Genomic DNA, 20,025 nt, shown 5'->3' with positions numbered 1-20,025 from the left:
TCGACATGAACCTCTTCATCATCGGCGCGACCGGGTTCGTCGGCGGCGCCCTGGCCCGGCACCTGTCCGCCGAAGGCCACGCGGTCTCCGGTCTGGCCCGCACCAGGAGCGCTGCCGCCACCCTCGGCTCCCAGGGCATCACTCCCGTGGCAGGCGACCTGAACGAGCATCGTGGCGCCGTCCTGAAGGCGGCTCAGACTGCCGACGTGGTCATCTATGCCGCCCAGGCCGGACCGGAGCAGGAGAGCGCAACCGTTCAGGACCTCGTCCGAGCCCTGAGCGGCACGCGCAAGACGTTCGTCTTCCTGTCCGGCACCGGAGTGCTGGTGCAGCGCACTGCCGGCGCCTGGAGTCCGGACGTCTTCGCTGAGGACGATCCGTTCACGCCCGAACCCCTGGCCGCCTACCGCAAGGCGGCCGAGGACACCGTCATGGCCGCAGCCGACCACGGGCTGCGCTCGATGGTCATCCGGCCCGGTCTGATCTGGGGTCCCGGCGACCATGGCCATGTGCCGATGGTCTACCGGTCGGTGGCCGCGACCGGGGCGGCCTGCTACATCGGGGAAGGACTGAACACCTACAGTCACGTCCACATCGACGACGTGACCCGCCTGTTCTCCCTCGCCCTGGCGAAGGGCCGGCACGGCGGGCTGTATCACGCGGTGGCCGGAGAGATCCCCAACCGCTGGATCGCCGAACGCGTCGCCGCCGACCTCGGCGTCAAGCCACACAGCCTCACCTCCGAGGAGGCCACAGGTGTGTGGGGCGAATTCGGCGCCCTCATCATGTCCGTCTCCGGCCGCATCCGCGCTGTCCGCGCACAGCAGGACCTGGGCTGGCAGCCCCGGCACACCGACATGCTGACCATGATCGGCGAGGAACGTCTGCGCCGACTGGCCATCCCCTCAGGGTGAGGACGGATTCGCCTCCGCCCCACACGCGTCGCCTGCGGTGGCGGGCCGCCCATCCCGCAGTTCCTCGCCACGGCCCTCAACTCAGCACGCCCGTTGACCCTTTGTCCTCGATGAAAGGCCCCTGCCATGAACTCTGGCGACTGGCTTCCCGACGGCTTCTCCGTACAGCGGATCGACACCAACCGCACCCGCCTGTCGGTCGCGGTCGGCGGCAGCGGTCCCGTCCTGGTCCTGCTCCACGGCTGGCCCCAGACCTCCCGCGCCTGGGCCCGCGTCATGCCGGACCTCGCCCATGACCACACTGTCGTCGTGCCCGACCTGCGTGGAACCGGCGACAGTGACCGGCCCCAGGGCGGCTACGCCAAGACCCATCAGGCCGACGACATACGCGGAATCCTCAACGCCCTGAACCTCACCGGCCCCGTCGCCGTGGCCGGACACGACATCGGCTCCATGGTCGCCTTCGCCTGGGCCGCCAGCCACCCCGAGGACATCTCCCGTCTCATCCTGGTCGACTCCCTCCTGCCCGGCCTCGGCCTGGAAGAGGCGATGAACGTCGCCGAGGGCGGCATGTGGCACTTCGGCCTCTTCATGACCCCACACATTCCCGAGATGCTCTTCGACGGTCACGAACTGGAGTTCTTCACCGCCACGTTCACCGCCCTGTCCAACCCCGGCACCTTCGACAATCACGACCTCGCCGCCTACGCCCGGGCGTACACCGGTCGCGAGCGGCTGCGCGGCGGCTTCGAGCACTACCGCACCCTTCTGGACGACGGCCGCGAGAACCGCGTTCTGCTCGCCGAGCGGAAACTGCCGATGCCCGTACTCGCCATCGGCTCCGCCCAATCCGGAACTTCCACCGCGCTGGCCCTGGCCCCCCACGCCGACAAGGTCCGGGGCCTGGTCGCTCCGACCGGGCACTTCGTCGCCGAGGAAGACCCTGACTGGTTCACCAAAGCGGTCACCGCGTTCCTCATATGACGTCCGACCGCCCCTGGTTGTGCACATTCCCTCTCCGTATGCCTTCTCCGTATGGGAAATCATGAACATTGTTCTGTGGGTCATCGCCGCACTGCTCGCCGCGGCATTCCTCTTCTCCGGCCTGTTCAAGCTCGCGCTGTCGCACGAGAAGTACGTCGCCGCGCAGGACTGGGCCAAGGACGCACCGCGCTGGGCCCCTCACGTGATCGGCGCGTTGGAGGTGGTGGGCGCGATCGGCGTGGTTCTGCCCGCCATGGTCGACATCGCGGTGATCCTGGTCCCTATCGCCGCGACCGGACTGGCCCTGGTGATGACCGGCGCCGTGGCGATGCACCTGCGACGCCGAGAGTTCCCCGCGCTGGCACCCAGCGGAGTCCTTCTGATCCTGGCCGCGACAATGGCGTGGGGCCGGTTCGGGCCGTACGCGTTCTGATCCGGACGAGCCCGCCTTCCGGGCAGTGCCGGGGCGCCCGCACCGCCGCCCGTCGCCGGCAACTGGCGCGAGGGCGGTGCGGGGCGATGTGGTGCGGTGCGATGCCGATGCGGTGCGGTGCGGGAACGGTTCAGCCGGCCTGCCGGCGGCCGGTCGTGGCTCGGTGGGTGAGCGGTTCCCGCAGGCCCAGGTGGTCGCGCAGGGTCGTACCCGTGTACTCGGTGCGGTACACGCCACGCTCCTGCAGGGCGGGGACGAGCAGGTCGACGATGTCGTCCAGACCGTCGGGGATCAGGTACGGCATGACATTGAAGCCGTCCACGGCACCGTGCCGGACGTAGTGGGCGAACTTGTCCGCTAGGCCCTGTCGTCAAATTCCCGCCTGCCGGCCGACGCCTGGCACGCACTCGCGCCGCACCGGGCGAAAGCCCAAGTACGTCCAGTACGAGGACTTCCGCCCGGCACTCCCCCAGCCTTCGGCCGGGGGGACCCCCAGAGCACGCACCAGACGCCGCCCGGCCCGCCCTCCGGGCGGACGCCGGGAATTTGACGACAGGACCTAGGCCGGCCGGAGTGCCGACGTGACCGCGCTGGGGACCGAGCGCGATGACGGTCTCGCGCAGCGACCAGCCGTGCGCCTCCGCCTTACCCCGCCACTCGGCGACCACCTCGCGCGGATCGGCGACGCGCCGGGCGCCGAAGGAGCCGTCGTTCTCTGCGACGACCGGGTCCTCCTCGGGCAACGGCCCGTCGGCGTCGCGGTCGGAGAGGTCCAGACCCCACAGGAGCCCGGCGATGCCCAATGCCGTCGCCGGAGTGACCTGTTGCAGGCGGATCCACCGCTTCTTCTCCAGCGCCTCCTCCTCGGTGGCCCCGATGATGATCTCCGTGCCCGGGAGAATGCGCAGGTCGTCGTCGGGTCGGCCGACGGCACGCAGGCGGTGCCGGAGGTCGTCGGCGAAAGCGAGCGCGTCGTCGAAGTCGTTGCCGTGCGCGGAGAAGACGACGTCGGCGTTGCGCGCGGCGAAGTCGCGCCCCTCGCCGGAATCCCCAGCCTGGAAGATCACGGGGTGTCCCTGGGCGCTCCTCGGCAGTGTGGGGACGAGGTCCACGTCGAACTGGGCTCCCTGGTGGCGGACTTGACGTACGCCGCCGGGGGCCGCCCAGTCGGGAGCACCGGCGGAGCCGGAGACGGCCCGGTCGTCCCAGGCGTCCCAGATCGCCCGGGCCACGGTCAGGAACTCCTCGGCGCGCCGGTAGCGGTCGGCGTGGTCGAGGTAGCCGCCGCGCCGGAAGTTGGCGCCCGTCCAGGCGTTGTCGGCGGTCACCACGTTCCAGCCTGCGCGCCCTTCTGAGAGCAGGTCGAGACCGGAGAGGCGGTGGGCGAGGTCGGCGGGCTCGTTGAAGGTGGTGTTGGACGTACTCACGAGGCCGATCCGCTCGGTGACGGCGGCCAGCGCGGCGAGTTGGGTGATGGCGTCGGGTCGTCCAGCGATGTCCAGGTCGTGGATGCGGCCGTCGACCTCGCGCAGCCGCAGCCCCTCCCCCAGGAAGAACGCGTCGAACAGGCCCCGTTCGGCGGTCCGGGCGACGCGCCGGTAGCTGGCGGGGTCGATCTGGGAGCCGCTGGCCTGGTCGGACCAGATGGTCCAGTGGTTGACGCCCTGGAAGAAGACGCCGAGGTGGAGCTGTGCGTCGGGCCGGGGGACGTCGAGGGGGTCGGTGCGGGTCATCGGGTCTCCTCCCGAGCCGAAGTCGCCGGGGTGGCGTAACGGTTGGCGGGTCGTTCCAGTCCCAGATGGGTCCGCAGGGACGTGCCGGGCAGCGGGCGAACGGCGTGGCGGCGCTCGAAGAGGTGGGGCAGGACCAGGCCGGACAGCACGTTCAGGTCCTCGTCGACGACGAGCGGGTGCAGGCGCACGCCGTCCACGACACCCCTCAACCGCGCCAGCAGGGCCGCGAGTCCGGTGGCGGAACCGACATGGCGCAGCCGTCCGCTGTCGGCCCAAGGCGCGTGACGCTCAAGGTCGGCGACGCGCTCCTCGGCTGTGGCGTGCGGGGTGTCGAGGGCGACTTCGACCTCGGCGAAGGTACGCGGCGTTCCGGCGGCAGCCGCGGCCGCTTCGAGCGCTGCGAGGTCACGGCCCGCGACGAGGCCTACGTCGAGGTGTCCGGCCGGTACGAGGTCGGGCCGGCCGAGCACGACGAGTTGCCCCTGCGGCGGGCGCGGCACGATCGCCGGGCCCTTCACGGCGTAGGTGTCGCCGGTGAAGTCGACGTAGTGGAGTCGTTCTCGGTCCAGGTAGCGGCTGGTGGCCACGGAACGGATGACCGCGTCGTCCTCCCACGAGTCCCACAGAGCACGGACCACCTCGACCCCGTCGCGGGACTCACGGGCCCGGGCGGCGGCGCCGTCGATGAGCCGGCGGCCCCAGAGTCGGGCCGCCTCCGGACGCGTCTCCTCGCTCACCAGCCATCCGGCGCGCCCGATCGAGATGTGGTCCAGTGACGCCAACTGACTGGAGACGTGGAAGGGTTCGGCGTACGTCACCGGGACGACCGGCGCGATCCCGATGACGCTCGTCGAGGCGGCGAGGAACGCGGCCCGCTCCACCGCGCCGATACGGCCGACCACATCGGGCGTGGCGCCGGGCGGGAGTGTGCCGTCGTCCAGGGTGATCAGGGTGAACCCGGCGTTCTCCGCGGCGGCGGCTACTCGGGACACCCGGCGTGGTGTCAGCAGGTGATCAGGTGCATGGGCGGCGCGGCGCCAGGCCGCGGGATGCGCGCCGTCACCGTCGAGTTCTACGGCGAGCCGCAGGGCGGGGCCGGACATGGTGTTCCTTCCGAGGGGCACGGGAAGTCTGTCGGCCCGACGGGCCGACAGAGGTCAGATACGTGCGGAAGGACAGGCGGCGGAGGCGGTGCGGCAGTAGTCCACGTGCCGTCGGGTGATCAGCCGCGTCCCTGCGGAGGCAGCGTGCGGCGCAACACGACGTGTGCGCATCGATGCCTCCCCCCATTCGGAATCGGTCACTTGAACCTACGTCTTCGAACCAACGCCTTCGAACCTACGTCTTCGGCCCCGGAACGTGTCAAGACCACTAGATGTACGTGCATACGACGGCGACGCGACCCGCATTGCATCGCAGTACGTTGCATCGCATTGCGAACCGCCTCATCATCGGGGCCCGGTCCTGGGCGCTGCGCCGAATCCGGCCGACTTGGGCGACGTGGGTGACGTGGGTGGTGACGGACGGGTTCGCGTACCGGTGCGGCGCAGCAGTGACAGCACCAGAGCCGCGCCGAGCAGGGCGGCGCAGACGCAGGAAGCGAGCGCGTAGCCCGCCCGGGCATGGTCGCCTCCTGATGGACCGGGCGCGGCGTGCAGGTAGACCGCCGAGACCGCGCTGAGGCAGACGGCCGCCGCGATGCGTTGGGCCATCTGCAGGATGCCGCCGCCCACTCCGGCGGCCTCTGCTGGGGCATGCTGTAGCACCGGGGTCTGGTTGGGCGAGACGGCGAGTCCCGAAGCGGTGCCGGCCAGCAGTTGCGTGCCGGCGAGTGCCACCGGCAGTACCGCACTCGGCACGAAGAGCGCGACCGCGGCCCCGGCCAGCGTGGCGACGATTCCCAGGGCGAGGCCGACGGTCACCGTGCGTGGTCCGATCCGCCGTACCAGACGCCAGGCGAACGCCGAGGAGAGGCCCATAGCGACCGCCGAGGGGAGCGTGACCGCCGCTGTGAGGAGAGCGGACAGCCCCAGCCCGTCCTGCAGAAAGACGGTGAGCACGAGAGACGCGGCGAGCGAGGAACCGAACTGGGCCATGGCGACGGCCGTGCCCAGCACGTACGGCTTCGAGGACGTCAGCGCCGGATGTACCAGCGGCTGACGGCCACCGCGAACACGTAGTCGCTGATGCCCGGCGAGGAGGACGGCCAGGGCGCACACCGCGGCGCCCCATACGAACCCCTCTCCCCACTGTCCGGCGTGCGGATGAAGGGCACCATCAGCGTCAGTGTGCACCCACAGGCCAGAGCGAGGCCGAGGACGTCCAGCCGGGAGTCGCGGGCGGTGCGCCGGGGCGGTGGCAGCCAGTGGGCTGCGAAGGCCAGGGTGGCCACCGCGCAGGGGGCGCTCAGCAAGAGGCAGGACCGCCAGCCCGCTCCAGCGCCGAGTCCGGCGACGAGCGCACCGCCGAGCGGCGGGCCGAGTGCCGCGGCGACGCCGGCCGTGACCGCGTACAGGCCCAGTGCACGCCCGCGGTCCGGACCGTGGAAGACGTCCTGAATGGTGCCGATCACCTGGGAGTTGACGAGCCCGGCCGCGGCGCCCTGCACCAGCCGGGCGCCGATGAGGGTCCCGGGTCCCCCGCCGGTCGCCGCCGTCACCCCGGCAAGGAGAAAGACGGCCATCCCTGCCAGGAAGAGACGTTTACGTCCGTACAGGTCACCGAGGCTGCCGCCGGGAACGAGCGCCAGCCCGAACGTCAACGAGTAACCGGCCACGATCCACTGAACGTCCGCCGCGGACGCGTCGAGCGACTGACGCATGCTCGGCACGGCGATGTTCAGAACTGCCTGGTCCAGCAGGGTCGTCGCGCCCGCGGCCATGCACACCCACAGCACCCGCCGTGCCGCACGGTCCTGTCCCGGAAGCATCACCGGCGCCGGGGCGGCCCCGAAAGGCCAAGGCATTCACCCGACTTGGGTTCGCCGGCGCGGTGGGCGTGGGAGCGTGGGATGTCGAGAACGTGCAGGGTTGTGTGCTGAGCCATGAGAGTTCCTTCGTGGCGCCAACTGACATCGGCCGCCGCCGGGCACAACTGCCGTATTCACACGGCTGATCGGCAGCAGGCGGTGCGCCGAAGGCGTCGGACGGAGAGGGTGAGAAGGTCGCGGGCCGCAGAGCGGCGATCAGCAACAGACCTGGTCGAACTGGTCGGCGCGGCGGCTCGCCCAGAACGGGTCGAGCAGCACCGGGTGTGCCCTGCCAGCGGTCTCCATGGCCCGGATCAAAGCACACGCGGGAAGGTGCGTCCACCACGCGTCCTGACCCGTGAGACACCCATGCCGTGCTGGTGCTCGCAGCCCGTGTTGCGGATATCCGGGCGCATGACCGTGCTCGTGACCCGCCGTCACGTCGACCGCGTGCGTGTCACCACGATGGGTTGTTCCGCCGGGAAGAGCCGGGCAGCAGAGGCCGCGCTGTGCGACCTGATCACAGCCGCTTGTTGTGGCCATCAACGAGCGGCTGTGATCAGCTCGCCCAAGGCTTGGCCCATGCCCGGAACTCCCCCCGTCAAGCCGCGTCGGCTGCCGCGGCCAGGATCCGGGCCAGTTCGGCCGGCTGCGTGACCATGGGCCAGTGGCCTGAGTCGATGTCGGCGAAGTCGACGTGCTTGGCCCGAGCGAGTTCCGGGGCATCGCCGTCGCTGATACATTCCTGCGCCTGCTCGGGCGTGAACTCCGGACAAACGACCACGACCGGAACGTCGAACCGCCGTTCGTCCGACAGTCTCACCACTCCCTTGGTCGCTCCTGCGGGCACGGAAATCGCGGCAGCCGCAAACTCCCGCCTGGCCTCGTCGTCGAGGTCGGCCGCATCCGGCCCCTCGAACGGGCCCCAGCCAGGGAAGGGCATGACGCCGTCACTCACCTCGAAGAAGTCAGCGTACGGCTGACCGTCGGCGGTGGGAAAACCACCGATGAGGGCGACCTTCGCCAGCCGCTCCGGCCGCCTGTCGGCGGCCAGCCAAGCCAGCGTGCAGGCGGCGGAATGTCCCACCACCATGGACCTGCCGGGCGCCGCGTCCACCGCGGCGAGCACCGTCGCCAACTGATCGTCGAGCGTGGCCGACACGGAGCCGTCCCCCTGGCCAGGGAGGGTGAGCGGCACGGGGCGATGGCCGAGCGGCTCCAGCGCGGACGCGACGCGGTCCCATACGGATCCGTTCAGCCACAGGCCACCGATGAGCAGAATGTCCATGGTCAGTTCCCCTTCTCCGACTTCATGGATGTCACCGTAGGAGGTGATCCGGACAATCCACTGCCGGTTTATCGCGTGACTGCCCAAGCGCCCCGAGCGAAGGACTCCTTCAACCGCGGAGCCCGACGAAGCCCAGCGGAGCGGATTAGCCTGCTCCTGTGCCGAACGATCTCAGCCCCACCGCGCGTGCCCTGCGCGCCCTGGAAATTCTCCAGACCCGCCCCGGTACGACAGCCGGCGAACTCGCCGTGCGACTGGGCGTCACCGAGCGGGCCGCGCGCCGATACGTCGAGATCCTCCGTGAGGCCGGCATCCCGGTGGAGTCGGCCCGGGGGCCGCACGGCGGGTACCGGCTGGGGCGCGGGACGAGGCTGCCCCCCGTGCACTTCACGCAGTCCGAGGCCATCGGCCTGGTGATGGCGGTACTCAGCGGCCAGCCCACCGCGGCCGACACCGACGACCTGATCGGCACCGCACTGGGCAAGGTCGTCAAGGCACTCCCGGAGAACGTCGGCCAACAGGCAGCCATGCTGCGGGAGTACGCGTCTGGCGCAGCGGACCAGTACGCGGCCCACCCCGATCCGGCCATCACCAGCGAACTCGTCGACGCCATCGCGGCCCGGCGTCGCGTGTCGGTCACGTACGGCAGCGAGGCGGGCGACGAGTGGGAGGCGGAGGTGGATCCCTGGTCCATCGTCATCCGCTACGGGCGCTGGTACTTGCTGTGCCACTCCCATCGCGCGGACGCGATCCGCACCTACCGGGTCGACCGGGTCCGCGCGGTCCGGCCGACCGAGTACGGGTTCGAGCCGCCCGAGGGCCTCGACCCGGTAGCGGTGCTTGAGGAGAACCTGGGTCTCGGATGGGAGTTCTCCACCCGTGTGGTGTTCGACGCTCCCCTGACCGAGGTGGCCCCGTGGATCCGCCCGCCCATGGGACGGCTTGAGCCCCTGAAGGACGGATGCGTACTGGTCGGCAGCACCCGCAACCCGGACATGTACGCGCAGGATTGGCTGGCGGGGATCCCGTTCGCCTTCCGCGTCGAGGGCGGGGAGGAACTGCGTGCCTCGGTTGCGGCGCTTGCGGCGCGTTTCAGCGCCGCCGTGGCAGACCAGCCGTGATCGTGTCCTTGGGAAGTGGCCAGCTGCGCGGTGCGGTGTGTTGGCGCTTGTGGCGCCGCGAGGTCAGAAGCCTGGGAAGAGGGCTACCAGGTTCGCCAGGGTGACTGTCCCAGTCATCTGGACGTCGTCCTCGGACTGGTTGCGGCCGTAGACGAGGCCGTAGGACGGTCTCCGCAGTGCCCGTGACGATGGCGGCCGGCTCGCACGGATACAGGTCCAGTTCTGCGCCGAGGTCCAGCAGCACGGTGCGGTCCGGAGGGTCGGTCAGGGCCAGAGTGAGCTGCTTCGAGCCAGAGGCGCAGGCTGTCGACCCTGGCCGGTGGCGGGACTCTGTTGCATCGGGGGCCCGCTCACTGCAGCTGGTAGGCGAGGTCGGCGGCGGTGAGCCCTTCGAGGGCCATGCCGACCTGGAGGCCCTCGGCCATGCGGCGGCTGATGCGCTGACGCAGGGTGACAGCCAGGTAGCGGGTGAGGAGCTGGGGTTTGGCGGCCAGGTCTTCAGCGAGTTGCTGGGCGCGGGGCAGGACCTCCTCCAGGGGCAGCACCTCGGCGACGGCGCCCCAGCGTTCGGCCTGCTCCGCGGTGAAGGAACCCTGGGTGAGGGTCAAGTAGCGGGCGCGGTTGACACCCAGTGCTTCCTCCCAGGCGATCTGGATGCCGTCGCCGGGGACGATGCCGAAGGTCAGATGAGGGAAATCCGAGAAGACGGTGGTGTCGGCGGCGAGGACGATGTCCGCGAGCAGGGCGTACTCGCTGTGGACGGACGCGGGGCCGTTGACCGCCGCGATGATGGGCATCTCCAGGTCGACCAGGCGCTGGAGCACGCGGCGGCCCTCGGCGAGGGTGCGGTCCCACTGGGCGGGCTTGGTGATGTCGCCCAGGCTCGCACCGTCGATGTCGGTCATGAACCGGTCACCGGTACCGGTCAGCACCAGGACCCGGTTGTCGCGGTCCTCACCGATCTCGAACAGCGCCCGCGGGAAGTCGGAGTGCGTCTCGCCGGTGAAGGTGGCCGGACCGTCATCGGTGTGGAAACGCAGCGTGAGCACACCCGACGCCGTACGGGTCATCGCCAGGTTCTTGAACGCGGTGAAATAGGACGGGAACTGCTCGGACACGGAAAGCTCCTCGGTAGAGGGGTGGGCGGTCGTTCCGCCCTGTGTCCTCTACTCAACTCCTGTCCCGGCACTCCGCATAGCGCCAGGCCAGAGCACTTGCCGAGGGTCGCCATAAGCACCGCGAATGGGGGTCGGACGTGGCTCCGACACCGTGCGCGTCAGACCCCGGCACCTTGCTGAGCCCTGTCGCCGCGGCGGTGACAGCAGGTGCGCCCACACCGGGAGCCGAAGGGAGCACGCCTCACGGACAGCTACACCGTGGACGTACGAGTCATACACGTCGTCCACACGGAGGCGCATACGCAGGCGCGAGGGCGCGCCGTCGGCGAAGCGTGATGCGATAGGCGCATGGAGATCAGAGCGATGCGTGCGTTCGTGGCGGTGGTGGAAGAAGGCGGCCTGTCGGCGGCGGCACGACGGCTGCACATCAGCCAGCCCGCCCTCTCCCAGACGGTGGGAGCCCTGGAGCGCGAGTTCGGCCAGCAACTGCTCATCCGTTCCTCCACCGGCGTGCAGGCCACCGAGACCGGCCTGACACTGCTCTCCGAGGCACGTGCCGTACTCGCCCGCTACGACCAGGCACTCGCGGTCATGACCGCGCGGACGGGGCAGCGTGCCACCACGCTCCGGATCGGTATCCCTCTGGAGCTGCCCGCCGACCTGCTGTCCAAGGCCCTGCTCGACCTGTCCGCCGCCCATCCCGGCACGCGCGTCACCGTCCGGCACCTGTCCACCTCCGCGCAGGTCGCACTGCTTCACAGCGGTGACCTTGAGCTGGGACTGCTGCGCGAACGCCCCTAGGGGCAGGAGTTCGACGCGATGCTGGTCGTCAAGGAACAGCTGGGAGTCCTGGTCGCGGCGGAGCGTGGCGCCGACCTGACCGGCCCCGACGGCATTCCCCTGGATGCGCTGAACGAACTCGGCTGGGTCGGTTTCCCGCGCTCGGGCAGCCCGGCCTGGTACGACGAGCTCACCGCCGTCCTGCGCAGCCACGGTATCGACCCGGGCCCGCCGGTCCCCGACGGGCAGCCACTGATCGCCGAGGTCAAACTCGCTTCCGTCAGTGCCGGCCGCGCCTTCACCCTGGCACCGCCGAGCTGGTCCCAGCCCCTGCCCGACACCATCACCTGGTTCCCGCTCGCCGGCCACCCCATCGTCCGGCGCACCTGGGCCGTCTGGAACGCAGGCTCCCACCGCCCGGACCTCGGCCACCTGATCGCCGCCCTCGACCAGCCCCGATGACTGAACCCGCCGGCATGGCCGATCTCCAGATGCTGCCGGGCGTACGACAGCGGAGGCTGGTTGGTACCGAGGCTGATGACGGGCCGCTGTGCGCGCCCGATCCAATCAGCTACGCGTGTCGTCCCGCGGTGGCCGGGGCGGACTTGGCCTTGTCCGGGTAGTGCTTGCGCAGATCGGACATGGTCATCCGGTCGAACACCCGGTCGGGGAGGAGGCTGGAGGCACGGATGAGGAAGGTGGTCAACGCGCCGATGGTGTAGCGAGTGCGGGGCCTGCGGTCCGTCGCCGCCTTGGCGATCTTTCGAGCCGCGGTGTCGGAGGTCGCACCGGCCTCGGTGAACGCGGCCACGTGGGAGGGAATCGCCTGCATCAAGGCGCCGTATCGCTCGTTCTGCTCCGCGGTCATCCGGGTGGTGAGGTCACTCAGGCCCGAAAGTCCGACGCGGGCCATCTCGGTCTTGACGCCGCCCGGCTCCACGATCACCACCTGCACGCCGTGCGGGGCCAGTTCGTTGCGCAGGGCGTCGCTCAGCGCCTCCACCGCGTGCTTGCTGCTGCCATACACGCCGTAACCGGCCATGGACACCTTGCCGTTCATCGAGCTGATGTTGACGACGCGGCCCTTGCTGCGCACCAGGGCTGGCAGCAGGGCCTGGGTGAGAGCGACGGTCCCGAAGACGTTCACCTCGAACACGCGCCGCCATTCGTCGAGCGGCACCACCTCGACCGGTCCCGCGCAGGGGAGGCCGGCGTTGTTGATGAGTGCCCGCACGGCGCGGTGGTGCGGGTCGCCGTCGATGCGTGCCACCAGCGCCGCGATGTGCTCCTGGTCGGTGATGTCGAGGATCACCGGTTCGACGCCGGCGGCCAGGAGTGCCTCGCCGTCGCTGTCCCGGCGTACGCCGGCAAGGACATGGAATCCGCGCCGGGCCATCTCCCTCGCGGTGGCCGCGCCCATCCCGGTCGACGCCCCGGTCACGACGACGATTTCCTGAGTTTGCGGTGACTTCTTGGACATGCTGTGCTCCTGGGAGAACTGGTACGAACAGTGGCTCATGCCGGTCGGGCCGTCGGCGGGAACTCCGCGGTCCTGGCCTCCGCATCGAGCCGGGATGTGGGCGGTCCTGCCCACCGCGGCCCTCAGTGCTGTCGCGGCACGGCGGTGGCGTAGGTCTTGATGTTCTGGAACTCGCCGATGGCCGAGGGACCGCACAGCACACCGATTCCGCTCTGCTTGAAACCGCCCTGCTCGAAGTGCTCGGACATCGAGCCCCAGGTGTTGACCCACATCCCGCCGAACCGGAGCTCGCGTCCGACGCGGCGGGCCCGGAAGTCGTCGTGGGTGTACAGCGCGGCGGCCAGGCCGAAGTCGGTGGCGTTCGCCCGCTGGATCGCCTCGGCCTCGTTCTCGAAGATCTCGAAGGTCTGGACCGGGCCGAAGACTTCCTGCTGTACAAGGGGGACATCGAGCCGCTCCACCTCCAGCAGCGCCGGACGGAAGAACGCGCCGCCCGCCAGAGCGGGGTCGGTGACGGGCCCGCCCCTGACGATGACCTTGGCATAGGAGGAGGCGTCCTCGATGATGCTGTCGACCCGTACGACGGCGGCCCTGTCGATCAGTGGTCCGAGCTGGGTGGAGGGATCCTCGGCGGGCCCGACCCTGACCGCTTCCAGTGCCGCGCCCAGCCGCGTGCGCAGTTCATCGGCGATGCCCCGCTGTACGAGCACGCGCGAGCCGGTACAGCAGAACTGCCCGTTCATCAGGATGGATGCCATCACCAACTGCGGGACGACGGTGTCGAGTTCGGCGTCCTCAAAGACGATCAGCGGGGTCTTCCCGCCCAGTTCGAGGTTGAGCCGCTTGAGGGTCGGCGCGGCAGCGGCGGCGATGAGGCGGCCGACGTGGGTGCTGCCGGTGTAGCTGAGCACATCCACGTCCGCCGATTCGACCAGCGCCGGTGCCACCTCGTTGCCCGCCTCGGTGAGGATGTTGACCACACCCGGGGGCAGGGATTCGGTGGCGGCGACGGCCTCGGCGAGCAGGGAGTTGGTCAGGGCGGTCTGTCCGGGCAGCTTCACCACGGTGGTGCAGCCCGCGCCGATCGCCGGACCGAGAGCTCGCACCGTCAGGCATATCGGGGAGTTCCACGGCGAGATGATGCCGGCGACCCCCATCGCCTCGGGCGACGAGTAGAAGTACTGGCCCGGTGTCGGCTCGGCGGCCCGGCCGGCTACCTGGGTGAGTGCGGACGCGGCGCTGTAGCGCAGCCAGTCGACGGAGATCGCGGCCTCCCAGGCCGTTTCGTCCAGTCGCTTGCCGTTCTCCCGGGTCAGGGTCCGGCTCAGAGCGGGGATGCGTTCGGCGATCCGGTCGGCCAGCTCGAACAGGGCCCGGGAGCGCAGCGCCGGATCACGGGACCAGCCGGTGGTGTCGAAGGCGGCACGTGCCGCGGCGATCGCGGCCTCGGCCTCCGCGCGGCCCGCCGAGACGTACGTGCCGACGACCTCGCCGGTGGAGGGGTTGACCGACTCCTGTACGGAGCCGGACTCACTCCACCCTCCGTTGATCAGGTTCCGGGCGAGCGTGTTTTCGGACATTGGCCTCGGCCTCTCGTAGTGGACTGCCAGGCAACCGCCCGCTCGAACCTGCGAGGTTCAGGTGCGGTGCCTGCTGCGACCACTGTCGACCGGCGTGAGGGCCCCAACCAGTGCAACGGACAACGGTAGGAATGGCAGTACCACCCTCACCACGAGCCGGGCGGTGATACTGGAACGGTGACCGAGGAACAGAATCAGCTGGGCACAGCACTGCGTCGTTGGCGCGACCGGCTCGCACCTGCCGACGTGGGTCTGCCCGCCACGGGCCGACGCCGGGCCACGGGCCTGCGCCGCGAGGAGCTAGCCGCACTCGCCGGACTCTCCGTGGACTACCTCGTCCGCCTGGAACAGGGACGCGCCAGCCGTCCCTCCGAACAGGTCGCTGCCGCACTGGCCCGCGCACTGCACCTGGAGGTGTCCGAGCGGGATCACCTCTACCGCCTCGCACACCTTCCGCTGCCGGGATCCGGGCGCATCTCCACCCACATCCCGCCCAGCGTGCAGCGCCTGCTCGCCGCCCTCACCGATCAGGCACTGGGCGTCTTCGCCGCGGACTGGACACTCATCACGTGCACCGGGCTGTGGGCCGCACTGTTCGGAGAGCCCGCGCAGCCCCCCGCGGACCAGCGCAACCTGGTGCTCGAAACGTTCCTGCCCACGCCCGTTTCCGGCCCTCTGCCTCGGTCCGAACGTGGCCGGGAAGCCCTGGAGGCCGCCCTCGTCGCCGACCTGCGTACCGCACAGGGCGCCTTCCCGGACGACCCCCGCCTGCGCGGACTCATCCAGGAATGCACCACCCGCAGTCCCCGCTTCGCGCAGCTCTGGTCACAAGGTGTCGCGGGCTCACTCGGCCATGACCGCAAGACCGTCACCCATCCCTCCGTGGGAGACATCACCCTCGACTGCGACATCCTCACCGTTCCCGGATCGGACCTCAGGATCGTCGCCTACACCGCGGCCACCGGAACACCCTCCGCGGAACAACTCGACTTCCTCAGAGTCACCGCCACACGCGCCCCGCTGGTCTCCCCCACTGGGAATTCCTGAGCCGTTCCGACACGGGACGCGGGGCGACAGCGCGACGGGCGACCCGGGCGGGTAGGGGCCTCACTCTGCGGACCGCCAAGGCCAGGAGCGCGGGCGCTGCCCTCCTGCCCCCAGGAGGGCAGCGCCAGTGAGACGGCGATCACCGCTGCGGGGTCGGCAGCCCGTTCAGCGAACGGCCACGGCCGGTCAGCGGGCTGCGGCCCGCGACGGTCCCGCTTCCGTGAAGAACGGAACGTGCGTTCCCTGCGACGCCGACCGCGAAGTGCTGTCAGGTGCCGGGTTTGGGGTACAGCTGGTTCAGGACCGCGAAGTCATCCGACGACGGATGCTGGGGGAACTCCGGGTCGGACATGCAGCTGTTGGTCGAGTTGTTCGCTTCGAGACCGAGAGCGTGTCCCATTTCGTGGCAGGCGACGCTGCGCCGGGCCGCGTAGGTGTTCGGAGTGATCTGGTCGTTGAGTTTCACCGTGACGGTTCCATCGACGAAGTAGCCGTTGGAGGTTGACGCTTCGGTCACGCCATACCAGTCCGTGCCGTAACTGCCGCTGTACACATGGACGCAGTGGCGTCCGCCTCCAGGACACCCGGCGGTGTACCAGCGGTAGTAGGCATCGATCCCCGGGGCCTGGTACCAGTCGACCCGGGCGTCGGTCACCGGCCAGGTGTCCCCGCTGTGGTCCAGGAAGTACACCTGCGGGTCGTTGAACGGTCCGTAGTCCCACTTGTGGTTGCACCATGCGGCAGCGGTGCCGACGAACGGCGCGCAGCGGGCGAGGATGGTGGCGTTCTTGGAGTCCGCATTCTGTACGCCGCGGACGCCCTGCTGACGCAAGGTGGTCCTCAGTTGCTCGGCCGTCACACCAGGTGCCGGCGTGTAGATCGCGGTGTATGTCGTCCCGTCGGCCTGCGGCTGAACGACGTAGACGCCGTGGTCGTCTGTTGCGGCCGCTGCCGCAGCGGGTGCCGGCGAGGTGGTCGACTCGGCGTACCCGGCCGGAGCGGCGAGGGCGACGATCAGTGCTGCTGCTGCCAGTCCGACGACGGCTCTGGCTCTTCGTAACATGTGGTTCCCCCTGTCCGCCCAGTGACCGTGCCCGCTGCCGTGAGCGGGACGTTGAACGGTCACCGATTGCGCCCCAGAATGGCATGAGCGCGTCATTTCGAGACAGGAGTGAACCGGCCACGCAAGGCGGCACCGTCCGTACTTTCCCTGGAACCGTTCCGGAGCTTTGACAGCTCGACGAGTCTGACGGGGGCCTCCATGCCGCCGCGCTGTCACTGCCGTGCGCGTGTTGGCGCGAATGCCCCACTGCGGCACCTGGATCCCGGCCGCACCGAAGGGGTACGCGGCCGCCTTGCCGCTCGCCGACATCCGCCTGGGCGACACCGGCCAGTTCACCCAGGGCGCGATCTGCGCCGCGCACCGGATTAGACACCCCGGCTCCTCAACAGCCTCTATGCCAGCCTCGTCACGCAGCCCTCGGAGAACAGCGACGGGTGTCTCCGCCCCATGGCGCCGGCCGTTCCGCTGCCCCCATACCGACGCAGAGCCGGACCCACCCGCACCCGCACCCGCACGACGCCAACGCCGGTCGTCAAGGCCTCATTTCGGCAACCCGAGCATCGTGAGAAGAATGCGCTGCAGCTCGCTGCGGTCCTGCGGCGTGACTCTCGCCAGCCTGCGGTCGTACTCCGCCGCGAGGGCCGCAAGCGCGCGATCCCGGGCCTGTACACCTTCAGCGGTCAGTACGAGCCGGTGCCGCCGCAGGTCCGCGTCGTCGATCTCACGCCGGATGAACGCCTTGGCGACGAGGTTGCGGACGTAGACCGTCACGCTCGCCTTGGGGAGGAGCAGGGCCGTCGCGATCTCGGCAGGGTACGGCGAAGCCGCCACCTCGGCCAGGACGAAGAACTCCTTCGTCTCCAGCCCCAGCTCAGCCAACTCGTGCGTACAGGCATCCATCACGACGCTCAGCAGCCGCTGGTTCAGCGTCCACAGCTGCGCCCCGTCGACCGACATGCACCCTCCACCCAAGTGGTACCGTTCCGAACTAGTTCCAAACTGTATCATTCGGGAACTCGTACTGGGCAGAAATGGAACAACAATGTCACGAAGGGTGCAGTCCATGCTTGAACACATCACGATCCCGCGCGGACCCATCGAACTCGCCGCCCACCTCCACTTGCCCGACGACCCGGACCGCACCCACCCACAACGCGCCGTCGTACTCTCTACGCCCGGCAGCAGCGTGAAAGAGCAGATCGGCGCGAACTACGCCTCTCGTCTCGCCGCCCGCGGTATCGCGGCGCTCGTGTTCGACCCCGCCCATCAAGGCCGCAGCGGAGGTGAACCCCGCGACCTCGAAGACCCCTACCGCCGCGGTGAGGACATCTCCTACGCGATCGACGCGCTCACCACCATTCCCTGGATCGACGCGCAGCGCATCGGCGTCCTCGGCATCTGCGCCGGCGGGGGGTACGCCGTGCACACCGCTCGCACCGACCACCGCATCAAAGCGGTCGCAACGGTCGTCCCCGGCAACATGGGCACGTCGTTCCGCAGTTTCCAGCCGGACGGTCCGGCCGCCGCCCTGGACGCCCTGGCCGACGCACGCACCGAGGAGTCCCGCTCCGGAGAACCGGCCCGCGTGAACTGGTTGCCCGACACCTTGGAGGAGGCCAAGGCAGTCGGTGCGACCGACATCGACACGACACAGGCGATCACCTATTACCGCACCGCACGAGGCGGCAACGCGTACTCCACCAACCGCCGTCTCGCGCGCGGCGACTCACTGCTGCTGGGCTACGACGCGTACCACCTGGTCGACCAGCTCATGACCCAGCCACTGCAGGTCATTCTCGCCGGACGCATCGGCAACACCGGCTCCTACGAATCCGGCATGCAGTTGTGGAACCTGGCCCCCAACCCGGTCGATCTCATGGTGGTCGACGGCGCCGGCCACTACGAGATGTACGACGAGCCCGAGTACGTCGATGCTGCCGTCGACCGGCTCACCACCTTCTACTCCAACCACCTGTGAATCGTTCACCCTTCCCAGGGCACGGCGAGGCCGCTCAGAAGGTGCCGCCGGACACGACCACGGCCGACCGCAGCCAGCCTCGGCCCGGCAGAAGCGGTCGAACACACTGCTTCCTCCGCAGCGACCTCCGGCCCGTCATCGGCCACTCGTACGATGGCCGCGCAATGCGCCTCCTGAAGCGAGACAGCAATCACGACGCCGAGCGGTGGTGGCGCTTCAGTCGAGCATCTGCAGTGCGAGAACCATGACCAGTCCTGCAATCAGGATCGCCGCCGCGGCAATGCCTCCGAGTCGGACCACCCTCGGCCTCGCCGGGCGCCGGACGACCTTGATGCCGCCGTCGGCCTCCGGCCCATCAGGGAAGGCGAAGTACACCCAATCCGGGTCGGCGGCCACCGTGACGCGGGCCACGGGCAGATAGCGAAGGACCGCCAGGCGTCGCACCTCGACCTCTTTGCGCGGCAAATGGGGTGCGATGCGCACGCGATGAGGTTCCGGCAAGTCGGCGGGGAGTTTGTCGGTGACATCCTTCAACGACACCTCGCGCCACCCGTCCGTCCGGTACGTCGGCCACCAGAGGTGGGCCGGGGCCCGGTCTCGCTCACGGTCCGCGCCGACAGGGTGGGAGATCACTGCCGCGGTCCAAGTGGTGACAAAGCCGGTGCCGTTGCATGCCTCATGCCGGAAACGTTTTGAGCCCTTGCAGGCATCGCAAGCGCGGCGCCCCGTGCCCTTGCACACAGTGCAGGCCATCGTCCCGTTGCCGACGCACTTGGGGCAGGCCACGTCGTGCGCCCCGCAACGCCTGCACCAGTCGGTCCGCGACTTGCCCTGAGCGTTCCCGGACGGCCGTCGGCTGCCCCGCTTTCCTGTGCCTGCGCATGACCAGCACGCGTCGCTGCCACCGCCACAGGCTTTGCACTTCACGTTCTCCGCGCAGGTCTGCGTGCCGCTGCCGCCACACACCCCGCAACTCTGTCTGCCGCCCTTGCACTCCGCGCACACAACCTCAGCGACCGAGCCCTGCAACACCAGCTCCACCGGCTGCGTGGGGGCGAAGCCCGAGGGCACCGGGACATGATGGGTGGCAAGGTGAATATAGGACGGCTGCTTGGAAATGTGCTTCAGCCTCTTTCCCGGCGCACTCCGCTGAATTCCCTCACGCCGCTTCTCGTATCGCCGATCGATACGAAAGTTGAGCAACGGCCGCGCCGACAGCTCCGCCGTACCGGGCGCAATCAGCCGGGCGGCTTCACCGCTCCCGCCGAGATGGAGCTCGACCGCCTGAAGCACTTCTTCGTCGGACGGATTGGATGATCCAGCGGTTTCGGGTGGATCCGGCGGTCCCATGACCAACCCCGCTCCCCTGGTCGACGATGCCGGGAAGCAGAGTACGATCCGCCTGACGCCGCATCAAGAGGGCCTGTGCGCAATGCTTTTCGGCTAGGACTCGTCCGGCCGATCATGTGACCGCTTCATGTCCGGGTCGTTGCTGTGGACATGGGGCGGGGTGATCTGAGTGATGCCGAGTGGGAGCG

Annotated in this window: 16 protein-coding genes and 3 pseudogenes; 7 read left to right on the top strand and 12 right to left on the bottom strand. The window is 69.5% G+C overall.

What is annotated here, in order from left to right; genetic code table 11:
• Window positions 1-5: 5 nt before the first annotated feature.
• From ACZ60E_RS38500 to ACZ60E_RS38490, 3 genes are all read left to right on the top strand, one after another.
• Window positions 6-914, top strand: coding sequence for an NAD-dependent epimerase/dehydratase family protein (locus ACZ60E_RS38500; protein ID WP_469446618.1), 909 nt, complete (start codon window positions 6-8; stop codon window positions 912-914).
• A gap of 126 nt (window positions 915-1,040) precedes the next feature.
• A complete protein-coding gene (locus tag ACZ60E_RS38495) occupies window positions 1,041-1,898 on the top strand; it encodes an alpha/beta fold hydrolase (protein ID WP_469446616.1) in 858 nt (285 codons plus the stop codon).
• Window positions 1,899-1,959: 61 nt separating this feature from the next.
• Window positions 1,960-2,331: a DoxX family protein gene (locus ACZ60E_RS38490; protein WP_469446615.1), complete on the top strand. Its 372-nt coding sequence runs from the start codon at window positions 1,960-1,962 to the stop codon at window positions 2,329-2,331.
• Between the two features lie 130 nt (window positions 2,332-2,461).
• Here the strand turns inward: ACZ60E_RS38490 and ACZ60E_RS38485 are convergent.
• The 6 genes and pseudogenes from ACZ60E_RS38485 to ACZ60E_RS38460 form a co-directional block, all read right to left on the bottom strand.
• Window positions 2,462-2,695 (bottom strand): annotated as a pseudogene (locus tag ACZ60E_RS38485) (F420-dependent methylene-tetrahydromethanopterin reductase); the annotation flags it as partial.
• A 280-nt stretch (window positions 2,696-2,975) separates the two neighbouring features.
• A pseudogene (locus tag ACZ60E_RS38480) lies at window positions 2,976-4,064 on the bottom strand (NtaA/DmoA family FMN-dependent monooxygenase); the annotation flags it as partial.
• On the bottom strand, window positions 4,061-5,167 hold the full coding sequence (locus ACZ60E_RS38475) for an LLM class flavin-dependent oxidoreductase (protein WP_469446613.1): 1,107 nt from the start codon (window positions 5,165-5,167) through the stop codon (window positions 4,061-4,063). The pseudogene ACZ60E_RS38480 and the gene ACZ60E_RS38475, both read right to left, overlap by 4 nt.
• A 345-nt stretch (window positions 5,168-5,512) precedes the next feature.
• Entirely contained in the window at window positions 5,513-6,283 is a 771-nt protein-coding gene (locus ACZ60E_RS38470; protein ID WP_469446611.1) for an MFS transporter, read from the bottom strand.
• Window positions 6,199-7,029: an MFS transporter gene (locus tag ACZ60E_RS38465; RefSeq protein WP_469446609.1), complete on the bottom strand. Its 831-nt coding sequence runs from the start codon at window positions 7,027-7,029 to the stop codon at window positions 6,199-6,201. The genes ACZ60E_RS38470 and ACZ60E_RS38465 overlap by 85 nt, the downstream gene beginning before the upstream one ends.
• 604 nt (window positions 7,030-7,633) lie before the next feature.
• A complete protein-coding gene (locus tag ACZ60E_RS38460; RefSeq protein ID WP_469446607.1) occupies window positions 7,634-8,320 on the bottom strand; it encodes an alpha/beta fold hydrolase in 687 nt (228 codons plus the stop codon).
• Window positions 8,321-8,478: 158 nt separating this feature from the next.
• On the opposite strand from ACZ60E_RS38460, the gene ACZ60E_RS38455 reads away from it, so the two are divergent.
• Window positions 8,479-9,441, top strand: a complete 963-nt coding sequence (locus ACZ60E_RS38455; RefSeq protein ID WP_469446605.1) for a helix-turn-helix transcriptional regulator — start codon at window positions 8,479-8,481, stop codon at window positions 9,439-9,441.
• A gap of 350 nt (window positions 9,442-9,791) precedes the next feature.
• On the opposite strand, the gene ACZ60E_RS38450 is transcribed toward ACZ60E_RS38455, so the two are convergent.
• Entirely contained in the window at window positions 9,792-10,559 is a 768-nt protein-coding gene (locus ACZ60E_RS38450; RefSeq protein WP_469446603.1) for an enoyl-CoA hydratase/isomerase family protein, read from the bottom strand.
• Window positions 10,560-10,907: 348 nt separating this feature from the next.
• On the opposite strand from ACZ60E_RS38450, the pseudogene ACZ60E_RS38445 reads away from it, so the two are divergent.
• Window positions 10,908-11,801, top strand: a pseudogene (locus ACZ60E_RS38445) (LysR family transcriptional regulator).
• A 109-nt stretch (window positions 11,802-11,910) separates the two neighbouring features.
• Here ACZ60E_RS38445 and ACZ60E_RS38440 read toward each other — a convergent pair.
• Both ACZ60E_RS38440 and ACZ60E_RS38435 read right to left on the bottom strand, forming a co-directional pair.
• Window positions 11,911-12,819: an SDR family NAD(P)-dependent oxidoreductase gene (locus ACZ60E_RS38440; RefSeq protein ID WP_469446601.1), complete on the bottom strand. Its 909-nt coding sequence runs from the start codon at window positions 12,817-12,819 to the stop codon at window positions 11,911-11,913.
• Window positions 12,820-12,941: 122 nt separating this feature from the next.
• On the bottom strand, window positions 12,942-14,399 hold the full coding sequence (locus ACZ60E_RS38435; RefSeq protein ID WP_469446599.1) for an aldehyde dehydrogenase family protein: 1,458 nt from the start codon (window positions 14,397-14,399) through the stop codon (window positions 12,942-12,944).
• 177 nt (window positions 14,400-14,576) lie between these two features.
• Between ACZ60E_RS38435 and ACZ60E_RS38430 the strand changes: the two genes are divergently transcribed.
• On the top strand, window positions 14,577-15,446 hold the full coding sequence (locus ACZ60E_RS38430; protein WP_469446597.1) for a helix-turn-helix domain-containing protein: 870 nt from the start codon (window positions 14,577-14,579) through the stop codon (window positions 15,444-15,446).
• Between the two features lie 268 nt (window positions 15,447-15,714).
• On the opposite strand, the gene ACZ60E_RS38425 is transcribed toward ACZ60E_RS38430, so the two are convergent.
• Together ACZ60E_RS38425 and ACZ60E_RS38420 are read right to left on the bottom strand one after the other, a co-directional pair.
• Entirely contained in the window at window positions 15,715-16,509 is a 795-nt protein-coding gene (locus tag ACZ60E_RS38425) for a hypothetical protein (RefSeq protein WP_469446595.1), read from the bottom strand.
• 540 nt (window positions 16,510-17,049) lie between these two features.
• Window positions 17,050-17,466, bottom strand: a complete 417-nt coding sequence (locus tag ACZ60E_RS38420) for a MarR family winged helix-turn-helix transcriptional regulator (RefSeq protein WP_469446593.1) — start codon at window positions 17,464-17,466, stop codon at window positions 17,050-17,052.
• 106 nt (window positions 17,467-17,572) lie between these two features.
• Here ACZ60E_RS38420 and ACZ60E_RS38415 point away from each other — a divergent pair, with 106 nt between their 5' ends.
• On the top strand, window positions 17,573-18,487 hold the full coding sequence (locus tag ACZ60E_RS38415) for an alpha/beta hydrolase (protein WP_469446591.1): 915 nt from the start codon (window positions 17,573-17,575) through the stop codon (window positions 18,485-18,487).
• A gap of 216 nt (window positions 18,488-18,703) precedes the next feature.
• Here the strand turns inward: ACZ60E_RS38415 and ACZ60E_RS38410 are convergent, their stop codons facing one another.
• Window positions 18,704-19,837, bottom strand: a complete 1,134-nt coding sequence (locus tag ACZ60E_RS38410; RefSeq protein ID WP_469446589.1) for a hypothetical protein — start codon at window positions 19,835-19,837, stop codon at window positions 18,704-18,706.
• Between the last annotated feature and the right edge of the window lie 188 nt (window positions 19,838-20,025).

The organism is Streptomyces sp. NPDC102514, assembly GCF_055584525.1.
This window is presented reverse-complemented; position numbering and strand designations above follow the sequence as displayed.